14 protein-coding genes are annotated in these 16,561 nt (G+C 70.3%); 1 reads left to right on the top strand and 13 read right to left on the bottom strand.

Annotated elements, in window-relative coordinates:
• Positions 1-13 precede the first annotated feature (13 nt).
• From H2Q94_RS20310 to H2Q94_RS20275, 8 genes are all read right to left on the bottom strand, one after another.
• Positions 14-1,834, bottom strand: coding sequence for a VgrG-related protein (locus H2Q94_RS20310; protein WP_243788791.1), 1,821 nt, complete (start codon positions 1,832-1,834; stop codon positions 14-16).
• Positions 1,834-2,553, bottom strand: coding sequence for a CIS tube protein (locus tag H2Q94_RS20305; RefSeq protein WP_243788790.1), 720 nt, complete (start codon positions 2,551-2,553; stop codon positions 1,834-1,836). The genes H2Q94_RS20310 and H2Q94_RS20305 overlap by 1 nt, the downstream gene beginning before the upstream one ends.
• 13 nt (positions 2,554-2,566) lie before the next feature.
• Positions 2,567-2,992 (bottom strand): phage tail protein, encoded by a 426-nt coding sequence (locus H2Q94_RS20300; RefSeq protein WP_243788789.1) that lies wholly within the window; start codon positions 2,990-2,992, stop codon positions 2,567-2,569.
• Between the two features lie 15 nt (positions 2,993-3,007).
• Positions 3,008-5,752 carry a hypothetical protein gene (locus H2Q94_RS20295; RefSeq protein WP_243788788.1) on the bottom strand — a complete coding sequence of 915 codons (2,745 nt, stop codon included), beginning with the start codon at positions 5,750-5,752 and terminating at the stop codon, positions 3,008-3,010.
• A gap of 4 nt (positions 5,753-5,756) precedes the next feature.
• On the bottom strand, positions 5,757-5,915 hold the full coding sequence (locus H2Q94_RS20290) for a DUF6760 family protein (protein WP_243788787.1): 159 nt from the start codon (positions 5,913-5,915) through the stop codon (positions 5,757-5,759).
• Entirely contained in the window at positions 5,912-6,379 is a 468-nt protein-coding gene (locus H2Q94_RS20285) for a hypothetical protein (protein ID WP_243788786.1), read from the bottom strand. The genes H2Q94_RS20290 and H2Q94_RS20285 overlap by 4 nt, the downstream gene beginning before the upstream one ends.
• Positions 6,376-6,816: a phage tail protein gene (locus H2Q94_RS20280; RefSeq protein ID WP_243788785.1), complete on the bottom strand. Its 441-nt coding sequence runs from the start codon at positions 6,814-6,816 to the stop codon at positions 6,376-6,378. Before H2Q94_RS20280 ends, H2Q94_RS20285 begins: the two co-directional genes overlap by 4 nt.
• 250 nt (positions 6,817-7,066) lie before the next feature.
• A complete protein-coding gene (locus tag H2Q94_RS20275) occupies positions 7,067-8,587 on the bottom strand; it encodes a phage tail sheath family protein (protein ID WP_243788784.1) in 1,521 nt (506 codons plus the stop codon).
• Between the two features lie 234 nt (positions 8,588-8,821).
• On the opposite strand from H2Q94_RS20275, the gene H2Q94_RS20270 reads away from it, so the two are divergent.
• The gene (locus H2Q94_RS20270) at positions 8,822-9,388 is read left to right on the top strand and encodes an eCIS core domain-containing protein (protein ID WP_243788783.1); all 567 of its coding nucleotides are present in this window, start codon (positions 8,822-8,824) and stop codon (positions 9,386-9,388) included.
• Positions 9,389-9,553: 165 nt separating this feature from the next.
• Here the strand turns inward: H2Q94_RS20270 and H2Q94_RS20265 are convergent, their stop codons facing one another.
• The 5 genes from H2Q94_RS20265 to H2Q94_RS20245 all read right to left on the bottom strand — a co-directional run bounded on the left by H2Q94_RS20265 (position 9,554) and on the right by H2Q94_RS20245 (position 16,373).
• On the bottom strand, positions 9,554-9,817 hold the full coding sequence (locus H2Q94_RS20265; protein WP_243788782.1) for a hypothetical protein: 264 nt from the start codon (positions 9,815-9,817) through the stop codon (positions 9,554-9,556).
• Between the two features lie 102 nt (positions 9,818-9,919).
• Positions 9,920-11,896, bottom strand: a complete 1,977-nt coding sequence (locus H2Q94_RS20260; RefSeq protein ID WP_243788781.1) for an ATP-binding protein — start codon at positions 11,894-11,896, stop codon at positions 9,920-9,922.
• Positions 11,893-12,585 (bottom strand): Pvc16 family protein, encoded by a 693-nt coding sequence (locus tag H2Q94_RS20255; RefSeq protein ID WP_243788780.1) that lies wholly within the window; start codon positions 12,583-12,585, stop codon positions 11,893-11,895. Before H2Q94_RS20255 ends, H2Q94_RS20260 begins: the two co-directional genes overlap by 4 nt.
• A gap of 16 nt (positions 12,586-12,601) precedes the next feature.
• Positions 12,602-15,631 carry a hypothetical protein gene (locus H2Q94_RS20250; RefSeq protein ID WP_243788779.1) on the bottom strand — a complete coding sequence of 1,010 codons (3,030 nt, stop codon included), beginning with the start codon at positions 15,629-15,631 and terminating at the stop codon, positions 12,602-12,604.
• 115 nt (positions 15,632-15,746) lie between these two features.
• A complete protein-coding gene (locus tag H2Q94_RS20245) occupies positions 15,747-16,373 on the bottom strand; it encodes a helix-turn-helix transcriptional regulator (protein ID WP_243788778.1) in 627 nt (208 codons plus the stop codon).
• Between the last annotated feature and the right edge of the window lie 188 nt (positions 16,374-16,561).

The following is a 16,561-nucleotide window of genomic DNA, read 5'->3' as shown; positions in this document are numbered from 1 at the left end:
CGGGAACAACAGGTCAGTTGATCCGGACGATCGGGGCGCGGAGGCTGGCGTTGGCACCGCCGTCGACGTTGGCGCCGACCTTGCCGGAGAGCGAGGCGGTGGTATTGGCGTTGATCTTGGCGTTGAGGGTGGCGTCAACGGAGATGTTCTTGCCTTTGAGGGTGATGTCGCCGGTGGTCGCGTCGAGGGTGATGCCGCGCGGGTCCAGCGTCATCGAACTGAGCGCTCGGCGGCCGCCGGGGGCTTTGACGGCGACCTCGATCGAGTTCTTCGTCTGGTCGAGCCGGATTTCGAGCCGCTCGTTGCCGCTGGCGATGGACACGCCGGGCGGTCCTTTTTTGGCGTCGAGCAGTTCGAGCCGGTGTCCGGTGCGGGAGACCAGGGACCGGCGGCCGACCTTCTTTCCTTCGAGCAGCTTTGTCTTGTGCTTGGACGGTTTGTCCTTGCCGTTGTAGAGCCCGCCGAGCACGTACGGCCGGTCCAGCAGGCCTTGTTCGAAGCCGACGAGCACTTCGTCGCCGACGTCCGGGCTGATCACGCCGCCGCCTTGCCCGCCGAGCTGCACGGTCCGCGCCCAATCGGAGACGTATTTGGCGTCCAGCCAGGGGAATGTGAGTTTCACCCAGCCCCGTTGGCCGTTGGCGGGTTCCTTGATGTCGGAGACGATCGCGTTGGCAACGCCGGGGATGCGCGGTCCGCGGTCGGGCGCGTTGGCGCCGGTGGTGAGCCCGGCCAGCGACCGGTCCGGAGTGGTGCTCACCAACACGGTGGTGCGGTAGCCCTGGCCCGGTTCGATCACGTGGTGCACGGCGGTGGCGGTGTATTTGCCGGAGAACTTGCTGCCCGCGTTGCCCAGCGCCACCGGTGTTCCGGCGCGCAGCTTGGGGTCGCCTTCGGCGACGGCTTCGACCTCGCCGAGTCCGGCGCTCATCGACGTGGCCAGCGAATCCGCCACCGCTCTGGCCTCGGCTTGCGTGCCGTAGGGCGTGTCGGTGACGACCAGGGTGTTCTTCTTGCCGAACTTGGCGGTCGCCTGCGCCGGGGTGAGCCCGGGGATGATGGTCTTGCTGGGGGTGACGGGTTTGGTGGCGACCACGGGCTTTTTGGTCTTCAAGTCCCAGCCGCGCACTTCGACCTTGCTGACCTGGTCGGTGGAGGTGAGCACCGCCCGCAGCGCCATCAGGTTGCGGCCGTACTCCAGCACGAACGGGCTCTTGGTCGCCGAGGTCGTGGGTGCGGGAGCGGAGGTGGCAGGGGTGAGCGGGGCGAAGTCGAGCTTGCCGAGCTCGTCGACCCGCACGGTGACGCCGTGCTCCTCGGCCAGGTTCTGCAGGAATTCCCAGTCCGAGATGTTGGGCTGGGCCAGCTGCGTGTAGGTGATCTTCTTGGCCTGGATCTTGCCGGGCTTGAGCCCGGCGCCCTTGGCGACTTTGCGCACGATGGCATCGGCGTTCATGTTCTTGAACGCGACGACCTTGCGGCCGCGCAGCAGCCGGTGCGCCTTGCTCATGGCGCGCACCACGGTGAACGAGCCGGTGCTGTCGGAGTCGAGTTCCAGCGCCGTGACCTCACCGGCGAACAGCTTCTCCGGGGTTTTGCCGCCGGCGGTCGTGATCGACACCGTCAGCGGTGAGCCGATGCTGATGCCGGTGGCGGTGAGCAGTTCGTGGTTCGGGTCGCGGAACGTCACCGTCGCCGTGTCGGGCAGCCCCACGTTCTCGTCGACGACGCACGAGGTGAGCTGGTCCTGCCAGGGGGGCGGCAGCGGTCCGGGGATCTTGACGATCGGGTCGGCGGCGAACGACCGGCCGTCCTGTTCTTTCGCTGCGCCCATCACGCACCGTCCTGTTCGAGCTCGTCGAGTGCCGGTACGAGCAGTTCGCTGCCGGGCACCAGGATCATCGGGTCGTCGATCTCGTTGGCGGCCGCCACGATCCGCCATGCGGTGGCGTCGCCGTATTCCCGCCAGGCGAGCTGCGGCAGGCTGTCACCGGCGACGACTCGGTGGGTGCGGCGGGAGTTCTCCGCACCGGAGGTGGGGTTCTGGCCGGGCGTGTCGACGCTGGCTTCCTCGATGCCCAGCGAGCAGGTGGCGCGCAGCGGTTTGCCGTCCACGTCGAACAGCGAGTAGTCCACCGAGAAGCTGGAGAGCACTCCGTCGAACGAGGTGGTCCGCGAGGTGCCCCATTCGAACCGGATCCACGGGCTGGCGGGCGTTTTGGCGGCGATGCTCTTCGGGGTGGGCACGCAGGCGGTCATGAGGTCTTCGACCTTCTTCTCCACCGAGTCGTCGTGCTTGGCGGTGGCGTCCAGGAACACTTCCAGTTGCAGCGAGCGCGGTCCGCTGCCGACGAACTCGGGAAGTGCCGATTCGCTGGCCATCCGGGCCGGTTTGCGCCGCCACTCGGTGCTCTTGGTCAGCGCGAGCTTGTTCGGGTTGAACTGGAACTTGACGCGTTTGATGGTCGCGCCGGGTTTCGCCCCGACTTTCGCGGGCGGTTCCATGATCAGAATTTCGGCGCGGGTGAGGTTCTTGCCCGATGCGGTGGCCATCCGGCCCCTCCTCTCAGGATGGTTGCAGGCCTTCGTGGGCGATTTCGAGGGTTTCCACCGCGGCTTCGGAGCTGGACGGGTCGAACGACGGTCCTTGCCAGCTGACGGGCACGATCCCGATCACCTGCCAGCGCGCGATGGGCGTCAGATTCGGCTTCAGCGCGACGATTTCGCCGTTCTTGCGTTCGGCGCGACGCATCGTGTCCGACAGCCACTTGGAGATCTTCGTGGTGTCCTTGGTGACCGGGCGGGTCAGCGTGATGTTGGTCCAGGTGATGCGGGTGGGCAGCTGCCAGGAGAAGGAGTTGTTGCCGCCTTCGGCGAACTGCTCGACCTCGACCTGCGCGCCGAGCCCGGAGCAGGTGTGGAAGCGGCCGAGGTCGTTGCCGCCGATGGCCAGCCGGAAGAACACGCTGCTGGCGAAGATCTCGTTGGGCATCCCTGGGTCTCCTTGTCAGCGCCTGCGGTCGTAGGTGCGGCCGAACCGCTCCCGGCCGTGGCGGAGTTCGGTGCGCAGCAGCCTGCCGACCGGTTCGATCAGGCGACGGGCGAGTTCGTCGATGTCCTGGCCGCCGGTGCCGTCCGACTCTGCCGGGGTGTCGTTGTCCGCGGGTTCGTGCTCCTTCGGTACGACGGTGACGGGAACTCCGGGCGGGACACCGGGGACCTGCGGTTTCGCTTCGGTGGAGCTCGTGGTGGGCGGTTGGGCGGGTGGGGCTTGTTGAGGTTGTGCCGGGGGCGTGGGGTGGCGTTGTACGGCGAGCGGCGGTGGAGTCGACGCGGAGCGTGGCGCTTCGCGGGAGTCGTCCACTGTGGATTGAAATTTGGGTGTTGCGGATTGCGGGGCGACGGGTTCCGCGAGGTCGGCGCTGATCGGCTTTACCGGTGCCGGCGCGGAGGAGCGCTGCACCGGCGGGGGATTCGCGATTCTGGGCGGGGTCGGCGGGGCCGGTGCTTGCTCGTCCGGGCGAGTCCACCGCAGCGGTGCCACCGCCGGTGCGTCGGCGGTGCGGGCCGGCGGGGTGGGTGGCCCGGCCTGCACGGGGTGCGTCCGGACGGGCAGCGGTCGCGTGGCGATCAAGGGCCGCATGCGTTGGACCGGTCGGGCGGAGTGCGCGGTTTCCGTGGCGGTGGGGAGCGGAAGGTCGTGTCGAGTGGCCGGAGCGTCGGGAGGCACGGCGCTCTGGTCCGAGTTTTCGGGACGATCCGCTTGCGGGACGACGAGATCACTCGGCGAGACGGCGTTCGGGTCGAGGGCCGTGCGTTGAATCGGGCTCGCCTCGGCTCCGGTCGCCGGGGTCGATCCACCCGTGCCGCCGGGTCTTCCCGGAACGTGCGACGACCCGGAGGTGGCGAGGGTCGTCGGCTCCGCCCCCGAGGTCGGCGCGGGCGGGTCCGGATTCCGCTCCGGGCCGGTGACGCGCTGCACGACGGGGGAGTCGCCCACCAGTGGTGCGGTCGTCTCCGGGCGGTCGCTCGCCGTTGAATGCGAAGGGCTGTCCCCGGAACTCGACGGGTGGTGTTGAGCGGCCCCGCCAGTGGTCGGGCTCGCAGGGGTGTTCGTCGAACCCGTGCCGGCGGGGGACTCGGCGGCGGGAAGTCGCTGCACCACCGCCGCCTCGGTATCCTGTTCGCCAGACGTCGGCGGGTCGATCGGCCGCACCGGACCGGTCGGTGGGGGCTCGGTCGGTACCGGATCGGCGGTAGGAGTGGAACTCCGCTGCACGGCAGCGGAATCGGCATCGGTTCTGGGACCGGAGAGCCGTTGTGCCGCAACGGAATCGGTGGATTCCGGCGTGCTCCGCTGCACTCCCGCTTCGGCGGCGCTGCCGGTGGGGGCGGCCGTCGGCCGCGGACGTGCGAGGTCCTCGGGAGTGCGTGGAGATCGTCGTACCCGCTGGACGGGCGGTGTCGCGCCGGGCGATGAGGCGTCCGGGCCGCCGGTGCCGGGCTTGACGACGGCGGGTGGATCCTGCTCGGCCTGCCGCGCGGCGGAGGTGCCGGCCTCCCGCAGCAGGCGTTGCACCTGAGCAGTGGTGCCGAGCAGCGGCGCGGAGTCCGACGTGCTTCCGGAAGCCGGTTCCGCAGAGCCGGTGGCCGGTTTCGCGGTCTCGCTGTCCCGAACCGCCGGGACATCGTGACTCGCCGAACCGGCTGCTGCCGGCTGCGGCCTCGTGCTCGCGTGCCTGCCGAGCGGTGTGGCCGACTTCGGAAGCTCCGCCAGCGGTGCGCCGATTGCCTGCGCGCTGCCGGTGGAGTCCGACGTGGCCCGCTGGATGCCCACCGTCGGTCGCCGCCGCGACGGGCGACGTTGCGGCACGTCGGTGGCCGCCGGCTCGGCAGCGGTGGCCTGTGGTGGCGGCGGCTCCGGCGCGGTGGCCTGCGGCATCGGCTCCGACGGCGGCTCGCCGGTCGCGGAGTCCCGGTGCAGCGGAACGGCACCGGAGGGGAGGCGTTGGATCGGATCGCCCAGCGCGGGACGCTGCGAATCCGCCCCGCCGGCCTCCGGCGTCGGTCGAGTCCCACCCGGCGCGACCGGGCGCTCGACCGCGAGGTCCGGATCGGCCGCACCGGGCGGCTCATCGGCAGCGACGGCGGGTCGCGGCGCGGCACCACTCGGAGTTCGCTGCACGAGCGGCGGCGCGGCGGTTCCGGCGGGTTCGGCGGCGGGCAGCCGGCGCGGGGTGAAACCCGTGACCGGCCGGGCTCGGGTCAGCGGTGGCGCGAGCCGTCGAGTCCGCACCGCCGAACGCCACACCGGTGTCACGACGGCTTCACCGGACGAGGATGCCGTCGCCGGATCGGCCGCCGCGAGCGGTAAGTCCACAATGGAATCAGCGTTCGGGGTCAGCGGCGCCGGAGTCACCACGGCATGGCCCGGCCCGGCGGCACGCTGCACCGTGGCGCCGGGTGAACGGACCAGCCCGTGCATGGTCCCCGCCGGCGCGTCGGCGGCCAGCCGGTGCCCGAGCCCGCCGCCGAGCACCCCGTGATCCCGGAACGAGGCCACCGACGAGCGGAATCGCGCAGGCTGGATGATGCCGAGCCCACCGCGCCCCAGCACCCCGTCCTGCGGAGCGCTGCGCCGCCACCCGCCGTCCCACGCGGGCATGGTCGGAGCGGCCGAACGGTCCTCGGGCACGCCTTGCCGCCGCCCGCCGCGTCGGCCGAGGCGGCGGAACGGGTTCCAGCGGCTCACCTGCTCACCTGCTCTCGTTCACCCGCGTGTTGATGTGCGCGATCTCCCGCACCCAGCGCCTGCGTTCCAAGTGGTCGAGATCGAGGATCTCGTCGCGTGCCCAGTGGAAGTGGTATGCGATGTACGCGACCTCTTCGTGCAGCCGGTCGGCCGCGTACGTCACGATTCCCCCAGGCCGTCACCCGCCAAGTCGATCTCGAAGGCCGTCTGGCAGGACGGGCAGGTGACTCCGGCCCTGGTGTGGCCTTCGCTGTTGATGCGCCGGTAGAAGTCCTGCAGGAAGGCGATGTCGGTGGCGTACATGTTCTCCACCAGCCCCGAGTGCACCTCGGTGATGTCGCCGAGCCGGGTGATGACCTGGCTCAGCAGCACCACGCTCAGGTACGCCGGGTTCTCCTTGACGCGCAGGTCGATCTGCGGCCGCAGCTCGTCGCGCGCCGTGGCCAGCCGCATCCGCCCGTGCCGGTGCACCGTGCCGTCGGTGTGCAGGTAGCCGCGCGGCAGCTCGAACTCGAACTCGTTGTGCGGAGCCTGCGGCGCCGGTCGCTCGGCGGTGTCCGTCGCCGCGCCCGCGTTCTTGCCGCCGAGCTGGTCGAGGTCGCCGAGCGAGTTGATGCGCCGTCTCATTCGACCTCGATCCGCTCGAAGGTGACGGTGGCCTTCTCGGTGGCGGCGTTGGATTCCCCCGCGTTGAGGTCCGGGCCTTCCCACTTGCTGATCCACGCGTCGTAGAGCTGGATGCGGCGAACCGTGGAACCGTTCGGTTCCATCACCTCGATGGTGAGGTTCTCCCGCGCGTCCTCGACTTCACCGTCGTTGAGCGTCTTCTTGATCCACTCGGTGAACTCGGAGCTCTTGTCCATGCCGCGGGTGATCGTCACCTCGCCGCCCTTGTGGCCGCCGGGCTGCTTCTTGTTCATCATCTTGCCGGTGTCGGTGACCTGCTGGGTCTCGACCACGTCCTGCTCGACGACGAGCCCGCTGATCTCCTTGATGGACTCGACCGTCACACCGCCCAGCTGCACACCGAACCGGTGAACCGAAAGACTGTCGCCTTCTGCCATGAGTCATGAGTCCTTTCGGAATGATCTGCGTAGTGGGTCACTCAGCGGAACCTCAGCGGCTTCCTCGCTGCGGGATGGATTTCTGACGTATGCCGAACGCGGCGAGGTCGCCGTCCTCGCGAGGAAGCCGCTGAGAACCCGCCGGTGGTCGGCTTGCTCAAGCTGGTCACTGCTCATCGGCTCCGCCGCTGACAAGACACAGACAAGAACCCTCTGAAAGAACTCCTCAACGCCTTCCGATGCGCGCCGATCATTCGCTGAGCAGGCTGGAACTGTCGGAGTACTGGGACAACCGGAAGATGACGAACTCGGCGGGCTTCACCGGCGCCACCCCGATTTCGCAGACGACCTGGCCGAGGTCGATGGATTCCTGCGGGTTGTTGTCCCGGTCGCACTTCACGTAGAACGCTTCGGCGGGGGTGCGGCCGAACAGTGCGCCGTCGCGCCAGGTCTGGGTGAGGAACGCGCCGATGTTGCGGCGGATGCTGGACCACAACCGGTCGTCGTTCGGCTCGAACACGACCCACTGGGTGCCGAGCAGGATCGACTCCTCCAGGTAGTTGAACAGCCGCCGCACGTTCAGGTACCGCCACGCCGGGTCCGAGGACAGCGTGCGCGCACCCCAGATCCGGATGCCGCGCCCCGCGAAGGCGCGCACGCAGTTCACGCCGATCGGGTTGAGCAGGTCCTGCTCGCCCTTGCTCAGCGTCGTCTCCAAGTCGACCGCGCCCCGGATCACCTCGTTCGCGGGCGCCTTGTGCACGCCGCGTTCGGTGTCGCTGCGCGCCCACACGCCCGCGACGTGCCCGCTCGGCGGCACCATCTTGTTGCGCCCCGAAGCCGGGTCGAACACCTTGATCCACGGGTAGTAGAGCGTCGCGTAGTTCGAGTCGTAGCCCGCCTCGTCCATCCGCCAGGTCCGCACCTGCTGCGCGTTCAGCCCAGGCGGCGCGTCCAGCAGCGCCACCCGGTCGCCGAGCTGCTCGCAGTGCGAAATAGCCGCCAGCTGCACCGTTTTCACGCCCTCGGCGTCGATGAGGCCGCGCTGGTGGGCGCTCATCAGGTCCGGGACGGCGACCATGGTGATCTCGTCGACGGTCTCCAGTCCACCGAATCCGGTGCGGGCGGCCAGATCGCCGACGTACTCCCGGGCGTCGACCTTGGCCGGCGTCGTCGCGCTCGGTGGAGTGGCGGGAACGGTGACGGTCTGGTTGTCCGGCCGAGCGAGGGTGCCGCCGGACTGCTCGGTGACCTCGATCAGCTTGGAACGCTCCCGGACCTGCGTCACCACGAAGGTCTTGACGTTCTTGCGGGTGGACACGTCGAAGGTCTCGACGACCTTGCCGCCTTGGTGCACCAGCAGCCGGAAGCGGTCCTCCGGGGGGTTCTCCCCTTCCGCGTCGGCGACCTCCACGGTCACGTCAGCAGTGGCCGCGCCCAGCGCCGAAATCTGCAGCCCACCCAGCTCCACCGGGCCGGCCGCGGGACGCGCGGGGGCGGCGGCCTCGGACGGGCCGCCGATGCGCACCACGTAGGCGGAACCACCGCCGTTGGCGAAGTAGCCGTAGACGGCGTGCGCCAGGTAGCCGTCGTCGAAGCCGCCGAAGTTCTGCACGTACTGGTTCCAGTTGGTCACCAGCGTCGGCTCGTGGAACGGCCCCTGCGGTGCGAAGCCGACGAAGGCGGCCACCGCGGTCCCGACCCCTTCGATCGGCCTGGCCCCGCTCTGGACTTCCTCCACGTACACGCCAGGGGACAGGTACGACGGCATGTTCGCTCCTTCGTCTGCGGCGTTCGTGCACTCAGAGCCTCGCCACCGCACGCCCGCGCGACCATGTCCGCTCGACCTGCGCCGAGGGCAACACCAGTGCCTTCCGGGGCAATCCCGCTTTGCCTCGGCAGGCAGGTGACGGCGCATTGCCCCGCCCTCTGCCCTTCCGGGCATTCCCGGTGCGCAGGCGGGTCCGGTAGGAGTGGTGCCGTTGCCGGGTCAGAAGGAGGGACCATGCGGGAGCGCGACCAGCACGAGCCGGCGAAGTCCGCGGCGAAACCCGAGCGCACGACCCGAGCACCGGAGCACTCCGGCACCGCCGAGCAGTTGCTGCACCTGCAGCGAACGCTCGGCAACGCCGCCGTCGCTCAGCTGATCCAGCGACGGATGGCGCCACCGGAGGCGGCTCCCGAGCCCGTCTGGTCCGGCGACGACGTGCTGAAATCATCCGGGAATCCGATCGCCCCGCCGGTGCGCCAGGAGATGGAATCCCGCCTGGGTGCCGATTTCTCGGACGTGCGGCTGCACACCGGCACCACGGCGCAGCGCTCCGCAGGCGAAATCGGCGCCCGCGCGTACACCTCCGGAAACAACGTCGTGCTCGGCTCCGGCGCTTCCGACAAGCACACCCTCGCCCACGAGCTCACCCACGTCATCCAGCAGCGCTCCGGCCCCGTAGCGGGAACGGACAACGGCAACGGGCTCAAGATCTCCGACCCCTCGGACCGCTTCGAGCGCGCGGCGGAGGACAACGCCCGCCGAGTGATGCGCGAACCGGTGGAAGACCACGACGACTGCTGAGCCAGCCCAGCGGCTCGGCCAGCGCCACGATGATCCCCGCGGGTCCGCGGACGTGGCAGAGCCGGTAGGCGTTCTCGTACTGCGCGATCTCGCGTCACCCGTGGGGCCATAGGCGTGCACTTCGAAGTGCTCTTGCCACTGCAGGACTTCGGCCAACGCGCCCTGTCATCGCGTCCTCAACCGCCCCGAGGCAGAGCTGATCGATGGCGCGCAGCGTCCCGGGGCGGTGAGGAGGTCTGTCTTGGTCACCGGCCTCGCGGCTTCGGCGGCGAGGTAGGCGGCGGTGACCGCGCAGGCTCGGATGGAGCCTCCGGCGAGTTCGAAGCGGTCGGCGCAGAAGTCCAGGTCGAGACCGTCGGCGCGGGGGAGAGCGGTGCCGAGCGTTCGGTCCCACAACGCCCGGCCCGAGTTCGTAACGTCACCGGACAATGCGGCCAGTGTGGGGCGCCTCTCCAACCCCTTTGGCCGGACGGGAAGGGAGTGGGTGAAGGAGGCATTCATCTCGAGCCCCTGGGGCGGGTCGTCTCGGGGCTACGGTGCTCCGCCGAACTCCGAGTCCAAGGCCAGTCGGCCGAGTTTGGCGTATTCCTGGCGGAGGGCGGTGAGGAGGTCTGTCATGGTGACCGGTCTCGCGGCTTCGGCGGCGAGGTAGGCGGCGGTGACCGCGCAGGCTCGGATGGAGCCTCCGGCGAGTTCGAAGCGGTCGGCGCAGAAGTCCAGGTCGAGGTCGTCGGCGCGGGGGAGAGCGGTGCCGAGCGTTCGGTCCCACAACGCCCGGCGTTGGGCCGCTTCGGGCATCGGGAAGTCCGCGATCACGTCGAGGCGCCTGGTGAAGGCCTCGTCGAGGTTGGCGCGGAGGTTCGTGGTGAGCACCGCGATGCCGTCGAAGGATTCCATGCGCTGCAACAGGTACGCCGATTCGACGTTGGCGTAGCGGTCTTGGGCGTCCTTGACCTGGGAGCGCTTGCCGAAGATGGCGTCGGCCTCGTCGAACAGCAGGACTCCGTTGACCTCCACCGCTTCCGTGAAGATGCGTTCGAGGTTCTTCTCCGTCTCACCGATGTACTTGTCGACCACTGTGGACAGATCGACCACGTAGAGGTCCATGCCCAGGTCGGCGGCGACGACCTCCGCCGACATCGTCTTGCCGGTGCCCGACTCTCCCGCGAACAGGGCGAGGACGCCGCGGCCACGTCCGCCGCCGGGGCGCATCCGCCACTCGCCGAGCACCTGGTCGCGGTGGCGGGCGCGCACCGACAGTTCCGTCAACGCCCGCGCGGTCTGCTCGGGCAGGACCAAGTCGTCCCAGGTCACGCTCGGGGTGATGCGGCGGGCGAGACGTTCCAGACCGGCCCCGTTCTGCGCTCGTACTCCGGTGCGCAGGTCCGCCGCCGTGAGGGAACGTTGCTCGAAACGGGCCAGCCGGGTCGCCACCGATGCCGCGCGGTGCACCTGCTCGGTGCTGAGGCGGTAGGCGCTGACCGCCTCGGGATCGACCTCCGCGCCGGCTCCGGACTCGGTGAGCGCGCGGTGCCACTGGGCGGCTCGTGAGGCCCGATCCGGTTCCGGCAGCGTGATCGTGAGCGGGGATCGCCGCGCCCACGTCGGGTCCCAGCCACCGGAACCGTGCAGCAGCAGCGGAATCCGCTCGGCCGCGTCGAGCAGTCGCCGCAACGTGGTTTCCGCACGGGAGATCTTCTCCACCGGGCCGAGTACCAGGCCCGCCCGGTGCAGCCGCGCCTCGCGCACGAGTTCCGCGATCGGCGGGTCCGCCTCGGCGGCCAAGGCGGCCGTGTCCAGCACGAGTGCCGCACGGCCGCTCACCGCGAGGGCGTCCACCGCCCACTGCGCGGCGCCCGTCGTGCCGCGCAAGTGCACCGCGCCGATTCCCGCGTCGAGGCCGGTCGCCAGGCGCTTCACCAGTTCCGCGGGGTCGGTGACCGGTTCGTCCACCAGCCGCGCCAGGTCGCCCACCTGCGGGTCCGACGTGTCCTCGCCCAGCAGGTGCGCCACGACCCGGTCCGGTACCCGCAACGTCCGGGTCAACAGCGGCCGCTCCGGCTCCTGCACCTCCAGCAGGCCGCCCGCGACCAGCGGGGACGTGGGTGTGAAGCGGAACCGGCCCGCGCCCGCGGTCGGCATTCCGCACAGCTCCAACACCATCCCGGCCGTCGCGCGGCGCCGCGTCACGTCGTCGTTGAGGTAGCCGTAGAGGCGTTCGAAGCGGGCGTCGAGTTCCGGTGCCAGCGCGATCAGCAGGAACTCCACGTCCCACGCGTCCAGGCCGAAATCCGTTGCGAGGCAGGACAATCGTGCGCCCGGTTCGGCGACCGGGCCGGGCTCGGCGGACCAGGCGGACGACGGGGTGTCCAGGACCTCCCGGACCAGTTCCTCGGTCAGGTACAGGCCGCGGTACGGGTCGTCGCGGCCCGGGTCGGCGCGCGCGTCCAGCGCCTCCCGGACCCGCTGTTCCACGGCCCGCAGCCGGTCCCACAACTCGGCGCTCACAACGGTCCCCGGATGCGCCGCCGTCCGCCCGGCCGGGGCCGGGACGAGGAGAAGGCCTCGCCTTCGGCGCCGGTGTCCTCGTAGCGCAGGTGCCGCTGCTCGTCGACCTCGCCGTCGGCCACGGCGGCCCGCGCGCCGAGGGCCACGCCTTCGGTCACCGGCGGGCCGACGGGCCGCAGGTTCCCGGCCAGCGGCGCCGTCACCCGCAGCGTGATCGAGGGCTTGAGCTCCCCGCCCAACGCCGACCACACGTCGGTGGGCGAGCGGCCCTCGGCGAGCTCACCGCCGGTCTCCAACGACACCGCCAAGGCCAGCTCCTCGAGGGTTCCGGTGCGCCACTGCGGGTCCAGCGCCTCGTGCCGGACCAGCCCGCGCAACACCTGGGCCAGCAGTCGATGCTCGTCCTGCGGGCGGTTCGTCCACGCCGTGACCAGGTACGACAGCTGGAACCAGCGCGGCGGGTCGAACCGGCCGATGACGTTTCCCTCGTCGTCGAACTTCTCGATCGAACCGCGCTGGCGCAGTGCCGCGTACTCCCGGATGTCGTAAAGGAACACGTTGACCGTGGGAGCGTTGCGCTTCGCCGCCCAATCCGTGGTGGGCGGGTCGAAAGCCAGCTCCACCCCGGAACCGGGCACGCCCTCCTCGGTCAGCAGCAGGCGCAGGCCCTCGTCCACTTCGTGGATCACTCCACGCACCTCCCGATCATCGGCGCCCCAGCAGCGGAGGCGGCACTGTCGGGGCGATGACCAGGAAATCCGTGGGCAACGCCCGGAAACCCGGGCCGGTGGCGGTGATGGTGCGCGGGCCGGTCTGGTCTTTCGGCAGGACCAGCAGCTGCGCGGCGAACCGGCCATCGGTGCGCGGGAACGTCGGTGCGGCGGCCGCGGTGATGCCCGGCGTCCAGTTCAACCGCACCGGCACGCCCGGCGGGAAATCGATGCCGCGCACCGACGTCACGAAACCCGGCTCACCGACCTCCGGCACCGCGATGATCCTCGGCTGCAACACCCGGTACGGGGTGCGCGCCACGTTGTCGGCCGGTGTGGTGTCCGTTCCGGTGGTGCGCAAGGTGCCGCTGATCTCGGCCTCCAGTGCGGCGTTCGGAGCCAGCACCAGGACCACCGGCCGTTCCGCGCCGGGCGGGAGGTCCGGCAGCGGGCACCGGGTCGCGGTGCAGCCCGGCGGTAGCGCCGTCACCGGAATTCCCGGCGGTAGCGCGATGTCCAAGCTGAGGCCCGTCGCCGTGGAGCGGCCCGTGTTGCGCACGGTGAACGCCACGTCGGTGCGACCGCCCACGTAAGACGGGTTCGGGTCGGCGCGCACCGTCACGCCCGGCCCGGCAGGAGGCGGAGGCGGTGGTGGTGGCGGCGGTGGTTCCGGGGCTCGTACCGGGACGACGGTGGTGGCGGTGTTGTCGGCGGGCCTGCTGTCGCGCATCCGGCCGCCCGCCTCCCAGCGCAGCGGCCGGTCGCCGCCTTCCACGCCGACGACGGTGGCGGTGACGCGCACGGTCTGATCCGGTTGCAGCGTCCCGAGCGAGCAGTGCCCATCGGCGATGCGGCATTGCCCGGTGCTGGAATCGATCTCGGTCAGCCGCGCCCCGTCCGGGACGGTCAGGTCCGCCTCCGCTCCGGGGGCGGCGGCGGGGCCGTTGTTGGTGACCTGCGCGGTCACCTGGACCGAGTCGCCCACGTCGATCTCATCGGTGCGCGCGGGCGCCGTCACGCTCATGTCGACCGTCGCCTGCCACGTGGCTTCCTTCTGGCGCCCCGGGAATCCCTGCGTCAGCGGAGTGATCTCACCCGATTCCATGTCCACGATGGACAGATGTTCGGGGGCGTCCTGGCCCGCCCGCTCGGAGAACACCGCGCGTCTGCCGTCCGGTGACCAGCTGAGGTCGCGCGGCTGGAAGTGCTCGGGCGGTTCCTGGCCCTCCTCGACCTGGCCCGGGGTGTCGGTGCACGCGTCCTCGTCGCTGGGCAGGATCACCTCGCAGCTCGAATCGTCGAGTTCGAAGCGGTAGAGGCCGTGCGGTTCCCGGTTGAACGCCATGCTCCGCCCGTCCGGGGAGAACGCGGCGCTGTCGTCGACCACCATCTCCGGGCATTGGCAGAGTTCTTCGGTGACGTTGCGCTGCCGGCGCAGGTCATCGGTTTCGGCGAACCAGATGTGGTTGTAGCGCTCGCCGGGCTGCTTGATCAGCTCACCCCGGCTGAACGCGAGGGTGTCGCCGTCCGGGGAGAACACGGGCTGGGTGTCGTCCACCGCGGGATCGTCGGGCGTCACCCGGTCGGTGACCTCGCCGGTTTCGACGTCCACGACGACGATGCGGCTCTTACCGCGGCTCTGGTCGGTGGGCAGGCCGCCGGGTGAACGCCGCGCCACGGCGAGCTGCGTGCCGTCCGCGGACCAGGCGGCGTCGGTCTCCCAATCGCCCGGTTGCCGATCGGCGATGCGCAGTTCGCGCCGGTTCGTCCCGTCCGAGTTCACCAGCTGGATCCGCTGCTCCCGATCGCCCGCAGGCCCGCTGAACACGCTCACCGCGATCGTCGCGCCGTCCGGCGAGTAGGACTGCCGCTGCGTCCACGGGTCGTAATCCTCGCCGGGCTCGAACAGCTTGTCGGAGTCGCCGACCGCCCCCGGATCCTCGTGCAGCACGTCCACGCCGAGACTGCGCGACTCGCTGCCGTCGGGCCGGATGTCCTGCAGCACCGCCACGTTCGCGGCCGCCGTCGGACGTGACACCAGCAGCTTCCCGTCCGGTAGCTGCGTCGGCGAGGAGACCTCCCCGCCCTCGTCGAGCAGCAGCACCGGCGTGCTCGTCGTTGGTGCCGTCGGAGCCTCGACCCAGTAGACGTAGGTGCTCTCGGACCGGCCCACGCCGATCTTGTAATGGCTCAGGAACAGCAGCGAATCCCCACCCGGCAGCCACACCGGCCAGCTGTTGGTCCACCCCGACTGTTGCCCGCTCAGCAGCGGAACGCCCGTCTTCGGGTGGTAGCCGGACAGCACCCGCACCTGCTGATCGTCGGTGCCCTCGGGATTCCCGTCCGCGTCCCAGGTGTAGGCGATGCGGTCCTCGTCGACCGGGTTCCAGGCGGGCTGCACCGCGCCCCCGGTCGGCTCCTTGGTGCGCAGATGCGCGAACTTCCCGAACACGAATCGGCTGTAGATCTGCCAGCTCCCGGTGGCGTTGCTCGCGAACGCGAGCTTCTTGCCGTGCGGGGAGAACGTCGGCCAGGTCTCGTCGACCGGGGAGAAGGTGAGCCGGAACATCTTCTTGCCGTCGACCCGCACCATCCACAGTTCCCGCTGCGGCCCCTTCTTCCCGTGCTCGGCGGAGTCGAACACGACCCACTGCAGGTCCGGTGACAGCTTCGGATGCGCGGCATCGCGGCCGTGGGTGAGCTTGTGCACCGCTCCGGTGCGGTCCCGCACGTACACCTGCGCGGTGGCCTCGTCGCGGAGGCTGGTGAACACCACCAACCCGCCGCGCGCGTCCGGGTCCTGAGCGTAAGGCTCGTCGAGGTACGGCTCGGACGGACTTCGGCCGTCGCCCGGGGCGACGCTCAAGCTCTGGCCTCCCGTGCCGGAGAACGCGATCCGCCCATCGTCGGCCGGCGGCCCCGGTACCTGCTGCGCGGTCGCCGTCGGGACCCAGATCAGCCCGCACAGCACCACGAGCACCCCGGCCAACGCGACACCGGACCGTCCCGACCGGACCACGCTCATCCACGACCTCCCCGTTCGCTCCCGGCCCGATCCTCGCGAGTGCGCCCGGTCGCGCCGAGGGCTCGGCAGGCACGCCTGCGGGAAGCGGCGCGGGGACTTTCGGGCAACCGCCCGGTCAGATCAGCCCTTGGCGCATCACGTGCCCCACGGCGTGCGCGCGATTGCGCAGCTGCAAGCGGGTGGTGACCTCGTGCAGGATGTTCTTCACCGTGCGCTCCGAGTAGGACATCTTCACCGCGATCTCCCCGGTGTCGAAACCCTCCGAGATCAACCGCAGCACCTCCACCTCCCGCGCGGTCAGCGTGGAGAGGTTGAATCCCTGCGTGTCGGCGGAATTGCGCTGCAACCGCCCCACGTGATCCAGCAGCCTGCTGAGCATGTCGCCCGGCAACATGCCCTCCCCGCGCACCAACGCGGTGATGAGCTCGAGCAGCCGATCCTGATCGGCCTCCGCGCGTCGCAGCACCGCCGCCACCCCGCACTCGATGGTGACGCGCAGCGCGTTCTGCCCGAACTCACCGACGATGAGGCCGGTGCGGGTCGTCGACGCCCGCTGCAACCGGCGCAGCAACAGCACCGCCGACTCGTCCACCCGATCCACGACGACCAGCGACACCTCCGCCCGCTCCTCTTCGTCCGGCCGGAGCACCTCGACTTCCGGACGGGGGCGCAACTGCGCGGTCACCCCGGCCTGCAGCAGCGGATCGCCCGCATGCACCGCGACGGGCACTCTCCTCGTCATCTCAGCACTCCTCACCTCGGAAGACGTCTGTGTGGATTAAGGGAGTCCGTGAAGAACGATCTTTTGATCTGCGTCCTGTCAGCGGCGGAGCCGCCGAGGTTCCGCTACCCGACGCACTACGCAGATCACTCTGAAGAACTCCTTCCGGCCGGAGGTTCGGGGAAGCGGTTCTGCGTCGGCGGGGGCAG

The organism is Saccharopolyspora gloriosae (genome assembly GCF_022828475.1).
Lineage (GTDB): Bacteria > Actinomycetota > Actinomycetes > Mycobacteriales > Pseudonocardiaceae > Saccharopolyspora_C > Saccharopolyspora_C gloriosae_A.
Note: the sequence above shows the minus strand (reverse complement) of the source record. Positions and strands in the feature narration are given on the sequence as shown.

What these genes read in the sequence shown, in the direction of transcription:
- H2Q94_RS20310 (WP_243788791.1), bottom strand. Translation starts at nt 1,834, where the DNA reads ATGGGCGCAGCGAAAGAACAGGACGGCCGGTCGTTCGCCGCCGACCCG.
- H2Q94_RS20305 (WP_243788790.1), bottom strand. Translation starts at nt 2,553, where the DNA reads ATGGCCACCGCATCGGGCAAGAACCTCACCCGCGCCGAAATTCTGATC.
- H2Q94_RS20300 (WP_243788789.1), bottom strand. Translation starts at nt 2,992, where the DNA reads ATGCCCAACGAGATCTTCGCCAGCAGCGTGTTCTTCCGGCTGGCCATC.
- H2Q94_RS20285 (WP_243788786.1), bottom strand. Translation starts at nt 6,379, where the DNA reads ATGAGACGGCGCATCAACTCGCTCGGCGACCTCGACCAGCTCGGCGGC.
- H2Q94_RS20280 (WP_243788785.1), bottom strand. Translation starts at nt 6,816, where the DNA reads ATGGCAGAAGGCGACAGTCTTTCGGTTCACCGGTTCGGTGTGCAGCTG.
- H2Q94_RS20275 (WP_243788784.1), bottom strand. Translation starts at nt 8,587, where the DNA reads ATGCCGTCGTACCTGTCCCCTGGCGTGTACGTGGAGGAAGTCCAGAGC.
- H2Q94_RS20270 (WP_243788783.1), top strand. Translation starts at nt 8,822, where the DNA reads ATGCGGGAGCGCGACCAGCACGAGCCGGCGAAGTCCGCGGCGAAACCC.
- H2Q94_RS20250 (WP_243788779.1), bottom strand. Translation starts at nt 15,631, where the DNA reads ATGAGCGTGGTCCGGTCGGGACGGTCCGGTGTCGCGTTGGCCGGGGTG.
- H2Q94_RS20245 (WP_243788778.1), bottom strand. Translation starts at nt 16,373, where the DNA reads ATGACGAGGAGAGTGCCCGTCGCGGTGCATGCGGGCGATCCGCTGCTG.